Consider the following 21,942-nt stretch of genomic DNA (forward strand, 5'->3'; position numbering starts at 1 on the left):
GCGGCAAGACTACGCGAACAGGCCGTCTGACACGACGAAACCGCTTTTCTGCAGATCGCTGAGTGTCGTATCAAGGAACTGGATCGAGCCGCCATCCGGCGTTGCGACAAAGAGTTCGTTTGCCGAAACCACCGTCACTGCGGCCAGCAAAGCAGCCTTGGATGCAAAAAGGTCGCTGCTGAACACAAGTGTATCGTCGGCACGCAACTGATCCACGATATCGGCGCCGTGGCCGCTGCTGAACCAGAAGGCATCCGCCCCTGCCCCACCTTTCATACGGTCGTTGCCAGTTCCGCCATAGAGCACGTCGTTGCCTTCATTGCCCTCCATCGTATCGTTGCCAGCACCACCAACAAGCACGTCATCACCCAGCCTGCCCTTGATGACGTCGTTGCCGCCTCGTCCTTCGATGATATCGTTGCCTGCCAGGCCGGAAATCGTTTCGTTTGCGTCAGTGCCCACGATGGTCGGCGTACCATATCCGAGCCCGCTGCTGGCCGGAGCCCCTTTGACTGTCAGGGCCAAAGTTGCCGTCGCCGTCGCACCCTGGCTGTCACGGATCGTGTACTGGAAATTATCTGTCAGACTGGAGCTTTCAGAAAGGCCGGCAACCGAAGGGTTGCTTTCGTCCACATCGTAACTCCAGCTTCCATCCGCTTTGAGAACAAGCGTTCCAAAACTGCCGGTTATCGTAGTGCCTGCTGCCGTGACGTTGACGGCGGCGCCAGTGCCGCTGGCAGACAGAACGGACAATGTATCGCCGGTATCGACGTCACTATCGTTGCCGAGTACCGTTCCAGTCGCATTGGTCGCACCAGCGGTGGCCATGGCCGCATCGTCAGCGGCAACGGGCGCATGGTTGGTTCCCTTGATCGTAAACACCAGATTGGCCGTCGATTGCAGCCCGGTTTCATCACGAATGGTGTAACTGAAGGTTTCGGTCAGGGTGGAGCTACCCGAAAGTCCTGAAACCGCCGGATTGGATGCATTGGGGACGTAGCTATAGCTTCCGTCGGGATCGATGACCAACAGGCCATAGGTACCTGTCAACGGTGTATCGTTCTCGGTGACGATAACACTCGACGAACCATACACCACCCGGGTCACAGCCATGAAATCGCCGGTATCAGGATCTGAATCGTTGGTAACGACGTTGCCACTGGCGCTGGCATTGGCGGCCACCGTGCCGCTGTCATTGATGGCTACTGGCGCATCGTTGCTGCCAGCAATCGTAACCGTCAGGCTCGCCTTGGCCGTACCACCGCGACCATCCGAGATGGTGTATTCGAAGCTCTCGACCAGATTGTCGAAATAGAGTGCGTTGACGACCGGGTTGGTCGCAGATGGCGTAAAGCTATATGCACCGTTCGCCGCAATCGTCAGCGCACCATAATTGGTCTGAATGGTTTGCGCTGAGCCGAGGGAATAGGTGACGCCCTTGACCACGATCGAGGCAACGGACAGGACATCCCCATCACTGTCCTGATCATTGGTCAGGAGATTACCCGACGCCGTGTTGCCCGGACCGTCTTCCGCAACCGTTTTGAGGTCACCGGTCGCAGTTGGCGCGGTATTGGCAGGCCCGGACGGAGCCGAGGGTGTGACAATGAATTGCGCTGCCTTCACGCTCGAAGCCGTAATCGCGCTCAGGGTCGCAACCGTCGCAAAGGCACCGGGACCAGCAGCACCGTCCACATCAACCTCGACAAGCGTGTCGGCACCCGACTGCGTGACGCGAATGTAGCCCGACGCAAAGGCATTTGCGCCGGTCGTGCCCGTAGGCATTGCCAGAATACCGGAAAGATCGAAGAAGTCGTCGGATCGAAAGTCGGAAACGATGTCGCCTATCTCGCTCATGCTATTGATGACGAAGGTATCCGTACCCGCGCCACCTTTCAGCGTATCGACGCCGGCGCCGCCAATCAGCCGATCGTTGCCCTCATTGCCCTCCAGATAGTCATTCCCATCGCCACCGATCAGAATATCGTCTCCGGTGAGCCCCTTGATCGTGTCGTTCCCCCCAAGACCTGCAATGACGTCAGCGCCCGCGGTACCACGTAGCGTATCGGCTCCCGCCGTTCCGCTGATCGTCGGCTCGGGTTCGCCGCCGGTAGACGAGGCGCGAACGGAAACCGTCAACGATGCGGAAGACTGGAGACCAGCAGCATCACGGACGGTATAGGTGAAGACCTCCGACAAAGAAGCGGAGCCGGAAAGTGCCGCAACCGCGGGGTTGCTCTGATTTGGTTGGTAGACCCAGCTTCCATCGCTTTTCAGGATCAGTGATCCATAGCTCCCGACAAGGGTGGTTCCGCTGGCCGTTACACTCTGCGTCGTGCCTCCCGTCGCGCTGGCGGATAGCACCGAAAGTGCATCGCCTGCATCCGGATCAAGATCATTGGTCAGCAGATTTCCGTTGCCCGAAACGGTTTTGACAACCGAGGCCGTGTCGGCAACTGCCGTCGGAGCGTCGTTCAAACCGGTGATCTTCACTGTCACGACAGCGCTTGCTGTGCCGCCGCGTCCATCCGAAATGCGATAGGACAGAGTATCCTCGGCTGTCTGCCCCGCGCCAATCGCATTGGTGGCAGCCAATGTCGGGTCCACCTTGTAATAATAGCTGCCGTTCGGGCTTATGTAAAACGTGCCGTATTTGCTGGCCACGGCAGTTTCCGTCATCTGAATGGCCGTTGCCTTGGACCCGTAAGTCGCCTGCGTTACCCGCAGGGCATCTCCGTCCACATCGCTGTCATTGGCGAGCAGATTGAAGGTACTGCTTATCGTTGTCCGGTTTTCCGTAACGGTAATGTGGCTGTCGGCGACGGCAACCGGCGCTGTATCGCCAGGCTCCATCACCTCATCCGGGTCTGGTGAGGGACGTGGCCCGGAAATGGTACCAGTGAGCCCCTCCGTGTAAGCGATGTAATTTGCGAGTCGACCGCCGACCACTTCGTAGGATTCGTTATCGGTATGGACCTGATCCTTCAGCGGCAGATCCTCGGTAATCGAACCGATATAGATGTCGTCGCGACTGGCCGCGATTTCGCGCTGCGCCTCCCGCACGATATCCTGCCCGCCGTTCCAGCGGGCGTCTGAGCCGGTATAGGCGGTGTCGGCAACTTCCTGTATGAACACGGGTGCCGAAGGATCGGTCTGCGCGCGAATATAGTCCAGCACCTCAACCGTCGCTTCCTTGTAGGTCTCGACGTCGCTCGTACCGTCCATGATGCGCTTGGCATCAGCCTCTCCCTGCGCCCAGACGATTTTCAACTCTACGGTATAACCTTGCGCCTCCAGCGCGGCGATCGAAGCATTGATCCCCTGTATCGCGGCGACAGCGAGCGATCCGGGTGTATTCGTGTCTGGATACCACCAAAGAAGGTCTGCCCCAGGTGCGTCCGAGGCATTACCATCGACGCCACTTGCCCCCTTGGCGAAATCCTGCACGACCACGTTATTGGCAGTCGCAAATTTTGACGACGTTCCCGTGCCCTGGATCACTGTTTTCAGTGTCGATGCCGAAGCCCCACCGGAACCAAGATAGGACGACAGGTCGGCAGCAAGGACCGAAGCACCGGAATCGTTGTCACCATAAAGGTTGAACATGTTGTCGGCATTCGATTGACCCATGAATGCGATAAACTGAATGACTGCCATGGTCCCCTCCGGGCAAACGCCTTTTCGTTAAACTGACTGACTTGTCTGGTACCGGTCGGAACTGATGTCTCCAGTCCCGGCTCAGTCCTCCCTGAAAACATGATTGAGCTGATCCGTCAGCGGCTTGACGAGGTAGGAAATCACCCGCCTTTCCGCCGCTGGCATCAATACCTCTGCCGGCATTCCCGGATAAAGCTTCAGGCCTCCCAGCCCCTCTAAGCTCTTTGTCTCCGGCCTGATCCGAACCGCATAAAACGGCTGCCCCGTTCTCTGATCGGTCAGCACATCCGGCGAAACGGACACGATTTCACCGTTCACCTTCGGTGTGGTCGTGCGGTCAAATGCGGTAAAATGCAGCTCGGCTTTCTGGCCCGGCGCCACCTGGTCGATGTTGCGCGGTGAAATCTTTGCCTCCACCATCAGGCCATCGTCGCGCGGTGCAACGAGCATCAAGGTTTCTCCCGGCTGGACCACACCGCCAACGGTATGCAGCGCCAGCTCAAAGATGCGGCCACTGACCGGCGAACGAATATCCAGCCGCCCGAACTGTTCGATCACCTCGATACGTCGCGCTTCCATCTCAGCGATCTTCGCCTCGGTCTCGGCAAGATCCTTGGCGTTCTCCCCGCGCCGGTTCTCATCGAGCTGGAGAATTTGCAGCTCTACTTCGCTGATGCGACCCTCGGCCTGCGCTCTCGATGCCAGCCTTTCGCCAAGATTCCCCTGCAGTTCGGCACGGCGTTGCTTGAGCGACGTCAGGCGTTGCAATGTGACAAGCTGTTGCCGATACAGCCCTTCGACAGAGGAAAACTCCTCATCGACCGCTGCAATCGACGCCTTCAAGGCATCGATCTGCACGTTTTCACCATTGATCTCGTCGGCAAGCTGTCCTTTGCGTTCGCCGAGTTGCCGCTTCATGCCTTCAAGGCCATCCCGCCTTGTTTCAAGCAGATTGCGCTCCAGCAAGACAAGCTGACCATAGGCGGGTCTGGCCAACCCTTTCTGTGCAAGAAAATCGGGCTCGAAGGTCTCCCCGTCGGCAAGCTCTGCTTTGAGCCTGGCCGCACGCACCAGAAACTGTACCAGCGCATTTTCTATTATCGCCAGGTTCGCCTCGACAGTCGTACGACTGAGGCGCAACAGCACATCTCCAGCAGCAACCTCACTTCCCTCGTGCACCAGCAGTTCCGAAACCGTCCCGCCGCTCAGGTGCTGCACTTTTTTGACGTTGTTCTCGATGACGATAAAACCCTGACCGCTGACGGCTCCCGCCAGCTTCGTCGTTGCCGCCCAGCCACCAACGCCACCGAACAGTGCAAGGCCGAGCCCGATGACAATGGCGATGTGACGGCGGATGGAACGCCGCCAGAAGGCGGCTGAAAGCTCTTCGCTCATCGCTGCATCTCCAGCTTGCCTGTCGCCCCGACAACTTTCAGAACTTTTCCGGCGTGGGCCGCCGGTTCCCGACGAACAACCTGCCCCATGATCGCTTCACGCGGGCCAAAGGCTGCCATCTTGCCCTCGTTCATGACCAGAACCGTGTCCGCTTGTGCGAGAATGCCGGGCCTGTGGGTGATCACCACGGCAATTCCCCCACGCGCCTTGATGCCGTTGATGGCACGAGACAGCGCCTCTTCCCCTTCGGCATCGAGATTGGCATTCGGTTCATCGAGAACGACGAGGAATGGCTCGCCAAATAGCGCGCGCGCCAGAGCAATGCGCTGGCGCTGACCGGCAGAAAGCACCGGAAACAGCGGATCGATCTGCGTGTCGTACCCGTCAGGCAATTGCAGAATGAGATCGTGCACACCCGCCGCGCGTGCCGCTGCAATGACCTCTGCAGACGAAATCTCCTTGCGGAAGCGGGCAATATTCTGAGCTATGGTTCCCCCGAACAGTCCGACCTCCTGCGGGAGATAACCCATGTGGCGACCAAACCGGTCAACGTCCCACTGATCGATCGTTGCTCCGTCAAAACGCAAGGTTCCAGCGCAGATTGGCCAGATACCAAGCAGCAGACGGGCAAGCACGGTTTTGCCGGAACCGCTGTGGCCGATAACCCCCAGAACCATCCCCGCAGTCAACGAAAAACCGATATCGGATATGACAGGTTTTTCGGCACCTGGTGGGGCGCCTGAGACAGCTTCAAGCGCGACGGTGCGTGATGGCAACGGCAACTCCGTGGCGTTCGACTGGTCCGCGACATCCCCAACGACGATTTTGAGGCGAAGCCAACTGTGCCTTGCCGCAGCAAAACTCCGCCAATGAACAATAGCCGATTCAACCGGTGCCAGCGCTCGTGACGTCAGGATCGATGACGCAAGAATAATGCCGCCAGACGCATCGCCCCGGATGACAAGAACAGCCCCGGTCGCCAGGACCCCAGACTGCAAGGCAACACGGAAGATTTTGGTCATTGTCGCGTAGCCATTGGCAACGTCTGCATGGCGTGTCCCAGACCGACGAAACGCCGCATTGTAAATGGCCCACCGCTCCGCAACGTCGGCCGTCATGCCCATGGCCTTGAACACCCCGAAATTCAGACGGACAGAATCGGAAAAGGCCCGACGCATCGTTGTCAGCGCTGCCAGGTCACGCTGCGATTGCTGCAGACCGACATGCGCAAGTGCCGTCAGCACCATCAACACCGCCACACCCGCCAGCGCCACATAACCGATGACCGGATGCAGCAGAAAGCAGATGGCGAGATAGACAGGGAGCCACGGAAGATCAAAGAGCGCCGATGGACCGGGCCCGGAGAGAAAACCACGCACCGTATCAAGATCGTCGCTTGCCGAAACCAGTTCCGGCTTGCCACACACAAGCAGCGATCGGCGGTAAAGAACCTGATCCAGCGTGACTTCAAACAGACCGCCGAGACGCGACAGCATTCGGCTTCTGACGATTTCGAACGCCCCCTGGCAGACGAACAATAGTCCGGCCAGCAGAGACAGCGCAATCAACGACTCGATGCTGCCGCTCGGGATGATGCGGTCATAGACCTGCAACATGAAAAACGGGCTCGTCAGATACAGCAGATTGATGAAACCGCTGACAATGGCAACGACCACAAACCCGCTCCTGCACCGGGCAAACGCCTGATGCAGGAGCGGGGTGCGGGCATGTCCCCCACCCGTCTGACGATAAAACGCGCCGTCTTTGGGCATACTCATTCGCCTGCTCTGTTATTACACGAAATTCTACAGTGGCCGGCGCGTCGCAAGCAGAGCCGCATGAAAGCGTCAGCCCAAAGCCAGGCGCGCTCATACCATTGTCAGCACCACGCCATTCTCAGTTGGCGGGATGGGGCTCATCATCGAGAGTGCTGTCCGGCACCATGTTGAGATCGAAGACTGGCAGGCCCGCTTCGACGGAAATGATGTCGAGGAGCGTGTCTGCGGTAAAGGCTTTCGGCGCGACAGCCAAGTTCCGCTCGCAACTGCGCTGACGGGTGACGACAATCGTGCTTTCTTTTGCAGCACCGTTGTAAAGCGACAGAACCTCTCCTTCGCTCGGCGCAATACTGGCCATCGGCACCAGATGGCGTACGAAACCATTGCGTATGATATCGATTTTGCCCGACGATATCGCCCAGTTCTCCCAATATCCCTCAGGAACGCGCAACGCGATCATGGCGTTGCTGCGCAAGGTGACTGTGAACACCGAGAGATCACCCTGATCACTCAGTAGTCGCACCTTGCCCCAGCCATAAAGCTGTTCGCGTGTGGCACGCGATTCCGGCATCTTGTTCTGCTTCAGCAGATTGACGGCATCCTTGACCTTCTGGGCCTGTGACATCTTGGCGACCAGTACCGCATCGTCATCGTCGATTACGATCAGGTCTTCCAGCCCGATCAGCACAACCTTCCTGCCACCGCGGGCATAGGCAAGCGTGTTGCTGGAGCCAATCGACACCACCGGTCCGGACAAGGCATTGCCGTTTTCGTCCTTGTTGCGATCGATTTCATGCAGGGCCGAAAGAGAACCAATATCGGACCACCCGATACCCTCGCACCGCACAACCGCGCCACGCGCAGTCCTCTCCATGATCGCCGTATCGACCGGAACATCCGCAGGGGCTGCGCGGAACGCCAATTCTTCGAGCATCACGGCCGGTACGTCGGCGAACATATCGACGGTGGCTTTTTCAAACGCCTCCTCAGCCGCCTGCAGGGTTTCGGGCGCATGCCGCGCCAACTCTTCCAGCATGACGCCAGCCCGGAACATGAAGATCCCGGCGTTCCAGCAGAACCCTTCCTCGACGTAACGTTTTGCATTCTCGAGCGAAGGTTTTTCCAGAAAGTCTCCAGCGCTGATGGCGAACCCTCTGACCTCACCGTCAATTTCAAGCGCCTCACCAGGACGTATGTAACCGAAACCCGTCTCGGGGTGCTCCGGTTTGATACCGAAAGTCACGATGCGATCGGCAAAACGTGCGACAGGCAAGGCGGCTGCCACTGTCTTGTTGAACAATGCAGGTTCCGCGATGATGTGGTCGGAAGGTGCCACGAGCAGCACGGCATTGCTTCCTGCCGCATCCATCCGTGAAATGGTGACCGTCAGCGCCGCGATCGCTGCCGCAGTGCCCTGCATCGACGGTTCGACGATAAGCCCATCAACGGCAAATCCACCGCTGGCGACCTGCTCTTCCGCATGAACCAGTGTGTCACGTGCACACATCAGCCACGGCAGACTGTAACCAGGCACCGCGAAACGGCGCAGCGCCTGCTGGAAAAAGCTGTCCTGCCCGTCACCACCCAGCGTGAGAAACTGCTTCGGTTTGTTCGAGCGGGAGAGAGGCCAAAGCCGCGTACCGGAACCGCCGATCATGATGGCAGGAACGATCCGGATATTTTCCTCTGAAACAGCGGTCAAAACCTGACGCATGTCGCTTCCTCATAACTCATAAAATATATTTTATAAAAATGGGAGGCCTGACGGCCTCACCAGCAAAGGCCGTGATAAACGATCTGGCCACTTCTGTTGGGCACTTCGACGCGTGCCAGATCCACGACGACCAGCGGTTTGCCCGCCGCTTCGATCGCGCCCGTCAGACCGGCATATTTGTGACCGACCACGACGATATCTGCATTATCAATGACATCATTGATTGATGGGCGTACACGCGGGGCGATATGGCGAAGATAGTTGCGGCCTTCACTTTCATCTTGAACAACATTTGGATCAAAGATCGAGACGTCTTTGCCGTTGCCAATGAAGTTCTCGACAAGGCTTAGCATCGGGCTCTCCCGCATATCATCGGTATCGGTCTTGAAGGTGATACCGATAAAGCCAATGCGATCCTTGCGCGCGTCATTGATCAGCTGCTTGGCGCGATCAATCTGGACCTGGTTTGCCGCCTTTGCGGCATCGAGCATCGGCGTCGCAACATTCATCCGGCGTCCGAAGGCCGAAAGCGCACGCAAGTCCTTCGGCAGGCATGAGCCGCCATAGGCAAATCCAGGCTTCATGTACGCCTTGGAAATGTTCAGATGCGTATCGGCACAGACAACATCCATGACGACATGACTGTCGATGCCTTTCGCCTTGCAGAGATTACCAACCTCGTTGGCGAAGCTGATTTTCACCGCATGCCAGCAGTTGTTGACGTATTTGACAATTTCGGCACTGCGCATGGGAATGACATGCGGGACAACGCTGATATGCGCGACCATTGCCTTGAGAACATCGATGGAGCGCGTATCGTCGCCGTATTGACCGAAAACAATGGCGCCTGGCTTGTAATAATCCGCGATCGCTGAGCTCTCACGCAGGAATTCAGGATAATAGGCAACGCCGAAGTCCACCCCGGCAATCTTTCCAGATGCTTCCTCAAGCGCCGGAATGACAATTTCCTCCATCGTTCCAGGCAGAATTGTCGAACGCATGACAACAACGTGGAATTCAGTCTTGCGGCGCAAGGCACGGCCGATCTCGACCGAAACCTGACGAACGTAGTCTGTGTTCAGCGTGCCGTCGAGAAGGCTGGGTGTACCGACGCAGCAGAGCGACACGTTTGTGTTTTCGACAGCGTCTTCCGCCGAGGTCGTCGCCGTCAGCATGCCGTTCAGATTGGCTTTTTCCAGAAATTCGGCAAGGTCGGGCTCGATAATCGGCGCCTCGCCACGGGCAAGGCACGAAACCTTGAAGCTATCGGGATCAACCGCCACAACACGGAAACCGTCGTTGCTCAGACATGCGGCTGAAACACAGCCCACATAACCGGCCCCGAAAACACTGACCCTAAGACCCATTGCACTGACGTTAATATCAATTTTGGTCATATGAACCCCCGAAAGCGGCTAAGCAGGACACTCAAAAAACTTGAAAAAAATTCTGCGAATTCAAAAGGCAAACCCCTTCCAGCATGGAAAGAGGTAAAGCTCGAAAGGCATGGCAAGATCGGGCCCGATGAGGCCGCAGCATATGAAATTATATTTTCTGGGACGCCTGTCCGAACTCCAGGGAGAAAACGGCGGCAGGCGCAAGAGCATAACAATGTATCTTAAGCTGCACGAAACACGGCATCTGCCTAAAAACCGGCAATCGCCCAATTCAAAAAAATATACATGCAAAGCAAAAATCACGGACGACAAACGCAAACTCTTGTCGACGCCCAATTAATTACAAATATATTAAACAGGAAGCGATTATTACAGTCAATTAATATTTGAAAAGAAATACAAAAACTTTACGAAACTTAAACAATACTTCAAACAATTTCACAGGCCGTTGCTTTCAGGCATCACCCGGCCTGTAGCATTAACCCGACGTTTCCTTCGATTTGCTTCAATGTTCACCTACCGTTGTCGGGAAGTGAGCCGTGTTGCGTTTTGCGTTGATTGCCTTTTCTGCATCCTTTCTGTTCAGCTTGCCCATGCTGGGCGTTGACCGTGATTCAGCCCGAAGTGTTGCAGTCGACAAAACCTTGAATGACAGCGCGGCACCTCAAAGCCTCCCCACCGTCCAGGTGAAACTGGAAAGATCCGGAGGCACTGCGGTCGCGAGCGGTGCAAAAACCAGGGATATGAGCTGTGGTGTCGCCATTTCTCAAATCGAAACGCCGCCCAGAAAAATTGCAACGATATCGAAATATCGCACGACCGAGATCACCGGGGACGCTGAAGGCGAAAACGTCTCGCACATCGCCGTATTCAAGCCGATCTGGCGCTCCATTCTTGAGCTTGAAACCATCGAAACACGCTTTGGAGCTGACTGCGCGATGCGTGTTCTGTCTCAATGGGCCACGTCGCAAGCGCTGACCGATGCCACAACCGCTGACGCCAATCTGACGCGTGGGCGTGTGCTCGCCGAGATATCCGGATTGATCGCAGCCTGGGAAGTTACCGCTGATCGCGAAAAGCAAGACGTTGTTGTTCAATGGCTGAGCCAGATGGCGGACGACACGATGCTGTTTTTCGACAACGAGGCCGGGCCCAAGAGTGCCCGCAACAATCATCGTTATTGGGCAGCGCTTGCTCTTGCTTCCATCGGCAGCCTGAGTGGGGACCAAGCCAAGATCGAGTGGGCGCGCCAGTCCTATCGCATCGGAGTCTGCCAGGTAACGGAAGACGGGACCCTGCCACTTGAAATGCAACGGGGCGCTCTCGCCCGCAATTACCATCTCTACGCATTTCGTCCATTGGCGGGCACGTATGTTGCCCTGCGAAAAATTGGCCAGCCGCTCGATGACATCTGCTCCGGATCGCTGCAGAGACTGGAAAATGCGACGTTGAATGGTATCGATGATGCCGCGTTGTTTGAGGCTGCGACGACAAAACACCAAACCGAGCCGCCACGCGAGGAGACCTATCCAAGCCATTTGCGGCTGGAAACGCTGACACGCAAACTGCGGGAAGGATGACGCGACCACCATCATCGTCGTTTACCTTGTCATGCTGTCAAGCGAGATGAGAGCGGAGCGGGCCAGCAGATATCCGCCATCCGCCGACTTCGTCAGCCAATATTTGGCCTGCCCGATATCTTTGACGACGCCGGTTGCCTGGGCATACATCAGGCCGAGCAGATATTGTGCTTCGCTGTCTCCTTGTGTGGCAGCCAGTTTTCGATAGGCCGCAGCCTTTTCAAGCGAAGGGCTGGTGCCGCGCCCCACGAAATAAGCCTCGGAAACAGCGCGAATGGCATCCATGTTACCCCTGTCGGCATAGGGCTCGAGGATTTTCAGGATAGCGTCGTGCATGGCAACAGGTACACCTGACCGGTTCAGTGCCTTGGCCAGAAAAGGAACGGCCTTTTCGTCACCGGCCCTGGCGGCTTCCGCGAACATGTCGACACCTTTCTGGATATCCGCCGGCTCGTTGCTGTTCCAAAGCGTACGGGCAATCTTGCCCTCCTCGGACACCGGACTGCTCTGCGGTGCAGTGGCGATAATGGCCTTCGCCTTTTCCCGTGCCGCCAGGCTGAAGCGCGTGTCGGACAGTTTGTTGGCCGCCGAAAGGCTTCTTTTCGGTGCAAGATCGATTGCCGAGAGCAGAAGCTGTTCGCTGCGCGCCGTCGCATCGGGATCTGTGCTTTGCATCAGCAGAGATGCGGTTTCGATATATCGCCCTGCACGACGTTCCGGCTGCAACCTGTCCAACATGGCAATTGCCTCGTTCACGTTCCGCGTCACGCCGCGCCCTTCCAGCAAGGCGAGAGAGGTTTCTTCAATGCCACGCAGATTGCCGACCAATGCAGCCCACCTGTACCACTTGTAGGCAAGTGCATCATTTTTAGGAATATCAGTGCCGAGTTGCTGCATGCGCGCCCACGCCACGACACAGCTGGATGAGCCGCGCATCGCCTCCTTCGCCAAGAGGTTCATGACCTTTCCAGCATTCGGCCCAAATGAATAATCGTTGTTGACAATCCCCTTGGCCAGAAGGCGTACGGCCTCGCGATTTCTGGGTGCCGCAGCCATCAGCAAGGAAAACCCGAGATCAGCATTGCGAAGGTCACGACGAGGATCACTCAGAGCAGCCGTGGCAATTTCCAGTTGCTTGGCAAGCGGGAGTTTTTTCGCAGCTTCAAGCGAAGGCAGCCGCACCGTCTGCGCAGGCTGTGGATTAGCCACCACTGCAGCACGTGCGGTTGGAACAGGCACATTGCTTGCTTTTCCCGCGGCCATGGCCACCGTCGCGACCGGCAAAACCGTAATCAAGGCCAATATGACAGAAGGTTTCATCGAACGATCCTTTCTCCGGCATCGGGTGCGTTCGGAGGTTGTGCTATTGGGTGATGGTGGCGGCCTTGCCCAGCCACCGTTCCGCTTCCTGCGGATCAGGCGGGACGCCATAACCAATCTGCAATGCGATGGCGTAAGGTTCGAAAGCCTTGGGGTAACCTGAGATCGCCGCCCGTGCGAGCCATCCAGTGCTATCCGCCGCCGAGAGCGGAAAACCGCTGGTGCCGGTTGCGAAGGCATCGGCAACCATGACCATGGCGGCACCGTCGCCGGTTTCGGCAGCTTTCATCATCCACACTCTGGCTTTTTCGGAATAAGCACCGTCCTCTTTCGCCATGATCGAAAGAATACGCGCCAGGGCCTGAATCGCATTGCCGGAACCACCCTTTGCGGCATCCTCAAGGGCTGGCAATGCTTCAACGATGATTGGATTGGTGGATGTTTCGGGCGCCTCGTCTCCCACCAATTGCTCTACAAGGGTCTTCAAGGCTCCATCGTCTCCGGCTCGAACCGCAGCGAGCAACCATTGTGTCGCTTTACCAGGGTCGGCATGGGGCGAGAGAAGGAACATCCGGCCGGACTCACGCATGGCCTCCACCTTGCCGGCCTCGGCAGATTTGACCATCGTGGTCAGCGCCAGTTCCGGGTTGAGAACACCGCGTTTGTTGTCGTTCAGAAGGTTGGCGAGCTGATAAAGCGTGCTTGCATCGTCCGTTTCTGAGGCGAGAGCCCGATCGACCAGTTCTCGCGTCTGCCTGGCGTAATTCGCATCGCGTGATATCGCATCGGCCAAAGCAACCTCGTCCTTCGCGCTGCACAGCGGCTGTTTCAAGGCGAGGTCAAACATGGTGCGGCGAGACTTCTGGTCACCCGCACGTTCGGCGGTCTTCAGTATAGCTCGGATGTCACCGTCATCCACGGCCTGCCCTAGCCAGATATCCGCCGTTCTGCCACCGCCTTTTTTGGCATCGACACCGAGATCGGCAAGCTGGATCATGGAAGCAGTATGCCCCAGACGCGCAGCCTCAACGAGAAGTTTGATCCCTTCGTCCGGTTGAGGCGCAAGACCTGCCGCACCCTTCAGATAAAGCTTGGCGAGGTCGTAACGAACCGAGGTGTCGCCACTCGACAGGCCATCCTTCAGAAGATCAACAGCTGCCTTCACATTTGTCTTGTCAGCATTTTCAGAAGAAAGCTGAAGTCTGGCCAAAAGAACGAGCGCCTGACCACGGGCCTGGCCTGCTGCCAATGCTTTTTCGTACCACTGGCCGGCCTCACGCGTATCGATATTGGTACCAACGCCATCGCGGTATGCCAGTGACAAAAGCACCATCGCGCGCCGGTCGCCGAGCGCGGCCGCGCGACGAATATTGCGGAAGTACATCAGTTTTCCGTCATCGCCGGCTTGCTCCGTGAGGGCCTGCTTGGCGACAGCAATCAGGCTGGGACGATTCCCCCCAGCGGCCGCTCTTTCCTGCCAACGGCGTCCAATGTCGGCGTTGCGCTCAACACCAATGCCGCAGCTATAGGCGTCTGACAGCGTTGCCATAGCCTCGCTCAAGCCGTTATTGGCGGCACGCCGCAATATTGCGATCGGATTGACGCTTTTTGAAATGTTGTGCGAGCTGTCGACCATCAACTGGTAGAGCTCAAGAGCGGCGGTATCAGACCCCAAAGCCACGGCACGTGTGAGATAATCCACGGCCTTTTCGGTATTGCGTGCCGTTCCCGTACCACTGGCATAGGCGCTGCCCAATTGCTTCAGGACATCGGTATCGACAACGGGATTGCGCGCAGCCTGTTCGAGGTAGCCAACCATGGCGGCGTAGTTCGGTTTTCCACCAAAATCCCCATGCGAAATCTGCGCGAGAAGCTCGAAGGCTCTGACATTGCCACGCTCGGCTTCCTGTTTCAGCGCCTGTGTCGCCTTTGGCAGTGCATCCTTGAGATCGAGATTCGCCAGCAGCAGACGGGCGAGCGAAATACGGCTACCCGCGTGTCCCCTTGCAGCGGCCGTTTCCAACAATTCCACCGCCTTGTTGCGGTCCACAGGCACACCATCGCCAATCATGTAGCGTTGCGACAGGCGTTCAACCGCGACGAAATTCCCCGCTTTTGCTGCGGCCATCAACCATTTTGCGGAAAGCTGCGGATTGAAGAGACCGAATTCTTCATTGGCATAGATGCCGGAAAACAGGGTGAGAACGTCGCACTCACCGGCACCAAGCGACTGACTAAGCTTGTCGATCGCCTGATTGAAAAGCAGTTGCGGCGCCTCTTCCGAGGGCGCCAATTCCGGATTGTTTCGATAAAGTCTGGCAAGCAGCAAGGCTGCATCCGGGTCACCGTTCTGAGCGCCCATCTTGAGGTATTTTTCACCCTTCAGCTTGTCCTGCGGCACCACTTCACCCGTGGCGTAAAGGCGTCCCAGAAAGGTCGCGCCTTCCATAAAGCCACGCGCTATCGCCTCGTCCTGCAGCGCCAGACCACGGCCGAGATCAGGCGACCCGGATGTCGCATCGAACATCAGACGACCCAAAGTGTGCGAAGCGCGGCCCGCCAGTTCATAATTGGCGTTTTTCAGATATTCGAGCATGCGGCGTGCAAGTACCTTGTCGCGTGGCGCGTTACCGGTCCCACCAATGTAGGCCTGCGCGTCCAGCAACATGTCGTCAAGATTGCTCTTTACCGGCCCACCGTCCCATTTGCTCCAGTCGTAGGAAAGGTTGCGCTGCTGCGCTCTGACCTTGCAGATCGGCGCGTAATCAAAATCGGGGCTTGGCATGAGCCCATCCTGCAACGGCAAGGCCACCTGCGCCTGCGCGGGCTGCGCGGCAAAAACGGCCGCAGCAATCAACAGCCCCGCGCTGAGCACTTTCTTTCGGTGCCGGCTGAACAGGAACGCTTTTCCGATTTTGAATATTGCCATGGACCTGACCCCTCTCATCTTCCGACCTTCGTTCAGGCTTTCGCCGCAACGGATGTGAGAACGATATCGTTCGGCCCGCTGCCCAGAACAAAGATGGACGTAACGGAACGACGTTTCAGCGTTGTCTTTTCGAACGTTTTGGCAATCGCCCCGGCAATCTCGACATTCAAATCGATGGCAACGGCGTTAACCTCCAGCGAGATACCGCTCATCGGTGACACGGCCTTGATAACGGGCGAGCGTTTGGCGAGCGCGGTCAGCGAAACCGGTGCGTCAGTCAGATTGTAAAGCGCAAGTGCGCACTTCGCCGGATCGGCCGTAAAGGCATCGGCAACCACCACCGGCTCTTTTCCAGCAGCACCAGAAAGGATGGTCAGGTATTGCCCTTGCCCGACCGGAAGCGCCATGGATTGTCCTTTGACCAGCAGGGTGTAGTCTCCAGGCGCGCGTGCGACATAGTCGGAGACGCCGCTTGCGGAAACTTTGAAAGGCTTCTCGCCGATGGTTGCCGTGGCGGCGGCCGCGGGATCGGACGCAGCGATACGCACAAAGCTCCAGTCTTTCGGAATATCCGCGTCATAAATGCCGGCATCGTCGCCGGCAGCAAAGGCAGACGGGCTGACTGCGAACGTGCCGGAAACGGCAGCAACCAGATGAATGAAACGGCGGCGATCCGCGTTGAAAACAATCTCATCCGAAAACATCTTCTTCAGCCCTGCTTTTTGACAAATTGGTCGGGAACGCGGCAAAGACGGGCTGTCACCGTGACATCGCCGAAATTCCCGTTGACGGAAACGCCGGTAATGGGTGTCGGAAACTCGTCATTCAGCATCAGGTAAAACGTGCCGTCATCGACAAAGCGGGGAAAACCGCCAAGTGTGAGAGTGTCTTCATCGCCATCGCGATACCGCACCGTCACCGTCATCTGGTTCAAACCGGCCTGCGACGCAGCGAACTCCAGATAGGCGTCTCCGTAGTGGTCTGCCTTCAGGTCTTCCGCACCAAGCAGCACGGTTTCGCCGGCGATCTTCTTCGGCCGCGAACTCTCGATGGTGTCCTTGCCTTCGCAGGAACCGTAAACTGCCGCCAGCAATTGCCGTGATGCCTGAAACATCGTCTGATCCACGGCGTAGTAGGACGGAGCTTCCCACACGATCAACGGCGTGGGCTTTTCATGAAAGCTTTTAGAAAACAGCAACGTCGCGAGAGACGAGATGAACTGCGCGCCGTTTTCAGCGTAGTTGGTGAAATCCAATCCCGTTTCCTGCGCCAGAAACCCCGCGAAATTGAATTCAGGTGTTGCGCTGAAGGAGGAGCCGACAAGCGCCACCGGTTCGGAAGTTTCAGCAGCATTGCCCAGGAGATCGCTGGCATCATCAGCGGATCGGGTCGTCTGCCAGACTGTTTCCTTCTCGGGCTCGACAGCATTGCCACACAGGGCCTGAATCTCATGGCCCATCGGCGCGATATAATCGAGACTGCCGATTGCTTTGGTCTCGAAATTGTATGTCGAGAGCGACGGATATTCCGGCAGCTTTTTTATCGTTTCGGCAGCGGCGATAGCGGCCAGATGCGCACCTGTTGACGTCCAGTGATGGTCGCGCGCAAAAAAGAAATTACCGCGGGCCTGATGATCGTCGATTGCCTTGAGAACATCGACAGTGGTTATGCCGTGTTTTTGCAGTTGCGCGACATAATGCCGAAACTCCTGCTCCGCAACAGGGGCATTATAGCGGGACTGGATCTCATCACTGTCATCAAGTTTGGATTGTTGTACGATACCGCGGGATGGAAGCGGCAGGAAAACGAGTTCCGTTCCCTTGACGCGCAAGGCATCGGAAATGGCGCGCAGAGAGACCATCGTTTCCGACGTTCTGACGAAGAACTCCTCGAAATCCGTATTGGTGCGGAAAAATACGCCATCGCGGCCTTCGGCCAGATTGAACGCGGTTTTCTTGTTACCGATGTCAGGGCAAACCATGCCAGCAAAGGCAGGTGTTGCGGTGACGACAAATAGCGCACTCGCAAAACCCAGGATCGCGAGGCTCATCTCACCCATGTCGTGACGATCATGGAATTTACGGCTCGTCGTTTTCATCGACCACCTCCATTTTTGGAACTTCGAAATGGGGATCGGCTGCCGCCATCTTCACCAGAATTTTATTCGCCTGATTGTGTTTGAGTGCCTGCGCACGCTTCAGCCAGATGAGACCTTCCGCCTGAAGTGCTGGGGAATTGTCGGCACGAAGCGTAAGCGCCGTCTGGAACATCGCAGAAGGGTCGTTGGCGGCTGCCGCCCGCGCCAGCCATTCATTCGCCTTTTCAGCGTCTCGATCCACGCCCTGCCCCGACTTGTACGCCTCGTAGAGCCGATACATGGCAAGCGGCCCTTCCTCGGTACGGGTAGCTGCGGCCTTTTCCAGCCAGGCAATACCCGCCTCGCCGTCGTGCGGCACACCAAAACCGGACAGAAGCGACAGTCCGACGTCAATCATCGCCGCAGCGTCGCCGCGCTTTGCACCCTTGTAGTTAAAGGCGAATGCAGCTTCCGGATCAATCGGCGCCGCAAACCCCGAGCTTTCCAGAGCGGCAAGGTCATGCCAGGCACGATCAAACCCGGCATCGGCCGACGCCTGCAGGTTTGCTCTCGCCAGCTCTCTGTCCTGCGGCACGCCCGCTCCCCAGAGATAGGCAAGGCCGAGTTCTCGTTGAGCCGAACGACTGCCCGCATCGCTTGCCGTTTGCAGATATGCGGCAGCCCGCGTCTTGTCGATCTTGACACCCATACCCTCCGCAAACATGCGGGCGAGCTTCAGATTGATCGACGGATTTTTCGGCTGCAAAGCAAGGACACGATCGTAATAGCCCAAAGCGCGCTGCGGATCGGCAGGCGTATGAACGCCATCCAGCAGCAGATCAGCCATCATGATCGTGGCTTCGATATCGCCATAAGCAATACCTGTTTCCAGCACACGCCGGGCTTCATCGATGTTACGCTCGCTTTTTTCACCATCAAGATATGTCGAGGCCAGCATGGATGCCGCTCCCGGATATCCCGCACCCGCCATCTCCTTCGCAAGATTGACACCACGCAGGTTCAGGAGAGGGTCCGGCGATTTCAACAGGGCCGCAGCCAGCAGGAGACGATCAGCAGGTGGCAGGTCTGGTATGTTTGCGGCGAGTTCCAGGAACTCCTTGGCTTTGGCGCTCTCGCCGTCTTGCACGGAGAGAACATCATGGAGATCGATTGCCGCAGAGAAGTTTCCGGCGCGTGCTGCAGTTTCAAGAAGCGGAATGGCCTCTGCCAAACGGCCATTGGTCTTGAGAAAACGCGCCATCTCAACCGAAGCTTCGACATTGCCTTTGTCGACCGCCCGTTGAAAAATGGCATAGGCTTTTTCAAAGGCATCCGGGCCACCGATGCGCATATGCAGATTTGCAAGCTCTATAAGCCCATCTGTTCTGCCCTTCGTTGCCGCTCTTTCCAACAGTTCCGTCGCCTTGCTGACATCCACAGGAACGATCTGCCCTTCCGCATAAAGCTTGCCGAGCTTTAGCATCGCCGCATCGCTTCCTAGGGCATCGGCCTTTTCCAGCCATCCCAAGGAGAGAGCTTTCTGCTCGGCGTTGGGGGAAAGAAGTGCCGCGTCTGCCAATCGGTTCAGCACACGAACGGAAGGGCGAACAGCAAGCGCCTTTGAGTACCATGCCATGGCATCATCGACATCAACTGCCTGCCCGACACCGTGGAGGCTGAAATCACCCCGCAACACGATTGCGTTGATGCTGCCTGCGGCAGCGGTTGCCGCAAGCCCGTTGCGCGCCGTCGTCAGCCGCTCGTCTGTCCTCAGCTCGGGCTTTTCGAGAAGCAATTGCGCAAACTGGACCGTTCCGTCCTTGGATTGGCGCCCTACCGTCAGTCCGAAAACATCGAGCGCCTTGCGTGCATCGGCAATCACACCGTCTCCGTCACGAAACATGGTGCCGATGCGCATCAGCGTGTCGACATCGCGCGTCTCACCACCCATGACCTGAGAGAACAGATCATCAGAAAGCTTTTGGCGATTTTCCAACGTGTTCTGGAGCTGAACCGAGAAGTAAAGGACAGCCTTGGCATCCTTGATGCCGGCGAGACGCCGCATCCACTTGTCGAATGTGGTCTGGTCAATATTGATATCGCCGCTTTCGGTGAAGTCCTTGACCAGTTCTTGCGCTGCTTCAACATCGCCCGTCTCAGCCGCCTGATCGAGATAACGTGCTGCCTCCGCGGGATTGAACAGGCTGCCCACGGAATCCATCTGCAGACGTGCAATCCAGAAGATCGATCGCTTGTGACCGAGTTCAGCTGCTTTTTGATACCAGTCGAGCGCCGCCCTCAATGCCGCATCGGAACTCGCGGTTTCGCGATAATAGGTCGCAAGGTCATAAGCGGCCCGCGCATCGCCGGAGGCTGCGCGCCGTTCGAGCAGCCCGATACCGAAACGAGCCATGGATTGAGCCTCTGTCTCAGGCGTACCAGCCAGGCCTGCAAGTTCGAATGCAGCGGCGCCATAACCGAGCCGCAGCGCCATTTGCAACCGGGCCTTCGCCTCGGGCGCATTCATCTGGCGCTCCACCATCGTTCGCCCGGCAATGTAGGCTGCCTCTGCCACCCCGGAACGTCCGGATTGTTCCAGGAGCGACAGGGCCCTGTTGATGTCGAACGATCCTCCCTCTCCCGCAAGCAGCATCTTTGCCAAGGTCAGCTTGGCTTCGGACTGGTGCGGACCAGGAATCGTCAAAGCGGCTTCGAGCACCGTCCGGGCTTTACCAAAATCCGAAACGAGCAGGGGGTTCTGCGGATCAACAGGCACACCGGCCCTGAGCAGGCGCGCATAATCCAGCATTCCCTGACCATCGCTGCGCTGCGACAGCGCGGTGGCAATCTCAATGAGTTTTCCCGGCGCTTCCGGTTCCGCAGCCGATGCTGGGACAACAGAGAACAGAGCCGTTCCGGCCAAAAGGGCGAGGCTAAGAAGGTGGCGGTTCTTCATCAGTTCCCCCAGAAACATGTGGCATTGCCGCCAACAAATTCATCGATCAATGGGCGCTCTGGCGCGGCATCCTTCTGCAGGAGAGCAACCGCGCGCTGCATGGAAATGTTTTCAGCCGGTACGGCAGCCAGAGCCTCAAGGAATGCAAGGTAGTGTCGGCCATTGCCGCGATTTTCGAGGAAACCGACATCCTGATGAAGATAATCGCGGCTTGGACCGGGAATGTAATTCTCTGCTGCATAAGCGTTGACGAGAACCGGGTCGTTTATGCCGTTGAGCCAGTAACCGAAGATTGTCCAGATCGACCGTTTGACGGGATTGGCATCACTGGATGTTTTCACATAGAGGTTTTCGCCACGACCACGGGCAACCTCCGCCATCACCACCATGCTCGTCAGAGACTGGCGCATATACCAGAGTGCCCGCGCACCCCGGCGCGTTTCAAGCGGCAGGCCACCATTGCTGCGCGCCTCATCGAGAATGGAAAGAAAGCGAGACTTGCCTTTCTCATAGAGACCTTCGTCCCGAATGATACCACCCCATGTCATCAGTACGCTGTCTGCCAGATACCGATGGTTGTTGATGTCTACATCACCATTGAATGTCTGGTCGACGCGACGAACCAGCGGATCGAGCCACGTCTGAATTTTCGTGCGCTCTAATTCCGGCAGATCATCGCGAATAATCGAAAAAGCGGTAATGGTCGGCAGCAGGGAACGCTTCAGCGCATAATAGGCGTCATGCCCGACTTCCGTTTTTTCAAAGGCACCGCGGTCCGCCCAGCTGTTCAAAATCGTGCGCAACATCTTGGTGGACGCAGCATCGCCACCAAGCGAACGTCCGGACAAAACCATCAGAGCCCAGGCGAACTGGGACCCGGCACGATCGCTGCCATAACCGGCCGTGGGACGAAACCCTTCGACGATTTCCAGATCGAGCCATTTCGGATCTGCCTTGATAGCGAGGCATTGTTTGCGCAACCGCCCCGAACCATCGGCGGCGATTGCTGCCTTGCGGGCCGCAACGTCGAACAGACCGTCATAGGCCGGAGCGGCAGCGGCAGCCGAAGTGACGGTGAGAACAACAGCAAGGGCAGCCCCAGCACCGCTTTTTAGCATCGTCTTTACGCCTGGGAGCCT

11 protein-coding genes and 1 pseudogene are annotated in these 21,942 nt (G+C 57.4%); 1 reads left to right on the forward strand and 11 read right to left on the reverse strand.

Features of this window, described 5'->3' with window-relative positions; translation table 11 throughout:
- Positions 1–9: 9 nt before the first annotated feature.
- From FY156_13435 to FY156_13455, 5 genes are all read right to left on the reverse strand, one after another.
- A complete protein-coding gene (locus tag FY156_13435) occupies positions 10–3,657 on the reverse strand; it encodes a tandem-95 repeat protein (protein ID UXS02397.1) in 3,648 nt (1,215 codons plus the stop codon).
- Positions 3,658–3,738: 81 nt separating this feature from the next.
- A complete protein-coding gene (locus FY156_13440; GenBank protein UXS02398.1) occupies positions 3,739–5,052 on the reverse strand; it encodes an HlyD family type I secretion periplasmic adaptor subunit in 1,314 nt (437 codons plus the stop codon).
- Positions 5,049–6,824 (reverse strand): type I secretion system permease/ATPase, encoded by a 1,776-nt coding sequence (locus FY156_13445; GenBank protein UXS03150.1) that lies wholly within the window; start codon positions 6,822–6,824, stop codon positions 5,049–5,051. The genes FY156_13440 and FY156_13445 overlap by 4 nt, the downstream gene beginning before the upstream one ends.
- 124 nt (positions 6,825–6,948) lie before the next feature.
- Positions 6,949–8,544 carry a hypothetical protein gene (locus FY156_13450; GenBank protein UXS02399.1) on the reverse strand — a complete coding sequence of 532 codons (1,596 nt, stop codon included), beginning with the start codon at positions 8,542–8,544 and terminating at the stop codon, positions 6,949–6,951.
- Between the two features lie 56 nt (positions 8,545–8,600).
- Positions 8,601–9,941 carry a UDP-glucose/GDP-mannose dehydrogenase family protein gene (locus FY156_13455; GenBank protein UXS02400.1) on the reverse strand — a complete coding sequence of 447 codons (1,341 nt, stop codon included), beginning with the start codon at positions 9,939–9,941 and terminating at the stop codon, positions 8,601–8,603.
- A gap of 539 nt (positions 9,942–10,480) precedes the next feature.
- Here FY156_13455 and FY156_13460 point away from each other — a divergent pair.
- A complete protein-coding gene (locus tag FY156_13460; GenBank protein ID UXS02401.1) occupies positions 10,481–11,521 on the forward strand; it encodes a hypothetical protein in 1,041 nt (346 codons plus the stop codon).
- A 21-nt stretch (positions 11,522–11,542) separates the two neighbouring features.
- Here FY156_13460 and FY156_13465 read toward each other — a convergent pair whose 3' ends face one another.
- The 6 genes and pseudogenes from FY156_13465 to FY156_13490 form a co-directional block, all read right to left on the reverse strand.
- On the reverse strand, positions 11,543–12,841 hold the full coding sequence (locus tag FY156_13465) for a sel1 repeat family protein (GenBank protein ID UXS02402.1): 1,299 nt from the start codon (positions 12,839–12,841) through the stop codon (positions 11,543–11,545).
- 43 nt (positions 12,842–12,884) lie between these two features.
- Positions 12,885–15,770: a sel1 repeat family protein gene (locus tag FY156_13470; GenBank protein UXS02403.1), complete on the reverse strand. Its 2,886-nt coding sequence runs from the start codon at positions 15,768–15,770 to the stop codon at positions 12,885–12,887.
- A gap of 32 nt (positions 15,771–15,802) precedes the next feature.
- Positions 15,803–16,474, reverse strand: a complete 672-nt coding sequence (locus FY156_13475; GenBank protein ID UXS02404.1) for a hypothetical protein — start codon at positions 16,472–16,474, stop codon at positions 15,803–15,805.
- 5 nt (positions 16,475–16,479) lie between these two features.
- Entirely contained in the window at positions 16,480–17,868 is a 1,389-nt protein-coding gene (locus FY156_13480; protein ID UXS02405.1) for a hypothetical protein, read from the reverse strand.
- A complete protein-coding gene (locus FY156_13485; protein UXS02406.1) occupies positions 17,849–20,803 on the reverse strand; it encodes a sel1 repeat family protein in 2,955 nt (984 codons plus the stop codon). Before FY156_13485 ends, FY156_13480 begins: the two co-directional genes overlap by 20 nt.
- Positions 20,803–21,873 (reverse strand): annotated as a pseudogene (locus tag FY156_13490) (alginate lyase). Before FY156_13490 ends, FY156_13485 begins: the two are co-directional and overlap by 1 nt.
- Positions 21,874–21,942: the final 69 nt, after the last annotated feature.

The sequence above is a fragment of the Agrobacterium tumefaciens genome, from assembly GCA_025559845.1.
Taxonomy (GTDB): Bacteria; Pseudomonadota; Alphaproteobacteria; order Rhizobiales; family Rhizobiaceae; genus Agrobacterium.

What these genes read in the sequence shown, in the direction of transcription:
- FY156_13470 (UXS02403.1), bottom strand. Translation starts at nt 15,770, where the DNA reads ATGGCAATATTCAAAATCGGAAAAGCGTTCCTGTTCAGCCGGCACCGA.
- FY156_13445 (UXS03150.1), bottom strand. Translation starts at nt 6,824, where the DNA reads ATGCCCAAAGACGGCGCGTTTTATCGTCAGACGGGTGGGGGACATGCC.
- FY156_13465 (UXS02402.1), bottom strand. Translation starts at nt 12,841, where the DNA reads ATGAAACCTTCTGTCATATTGGCCTTGATTACGGTTTTGCCGGTCGCG.
- FY156_13485 (UXS02406.1), bottom strand. Translation starts at nt 20,803, where the DNA reads ATGAAGAACCGCCACCTTCTTAGCCTCGCCCTTTTGGCCGGAACGGCT.
- FY156_13475 (UXS02404.1), bottom strand. Translation starts at nt 16,474, where the DNA reads ATGTTTTCGGATGAGATTGTTTTCAACGCGGATCGCCGCCGTTTCATT.
- FY156_13480 (UXS02405.1), bottom strand. Translation starts at nt 17,868, where the DNA reads ATGAAAACGACGAGCCGTAAATTCCATGATCGTCACGACATGGGTGAG.
- FY156_13440 (UXS02398.1), bottom strand. Translation starts at nt 5,052, where the DNA reads ATGAGCGAAGAGCTTTCAGCCGCCTTCTGGCGGCGTTCCATCCGCCGT.
- FY156_13450 (UXS02399.1), bottom strand. Translation starts at nt 8,544, where the DNA reads ATGCGTCAGGTTTTGACCGCTGTTTCAGAGGAAAATATCCGGATCGTT.
- FY156_13435 (UXS02397.1), bottom strand. Translation starts at nt 3,657, where the DNA reads ATGGCAGTCATTCAGTTTATCGCATTCATGGGTCAATCGAATGCCGAC.
- FY156_13455 (UXS02400.1), bottom strand. Translation starts at nt 9,941, where the DNA reads ATGACCAAAATTGATATTAACGTCAGTGCAATGGGTCTTAGGGTCAGT.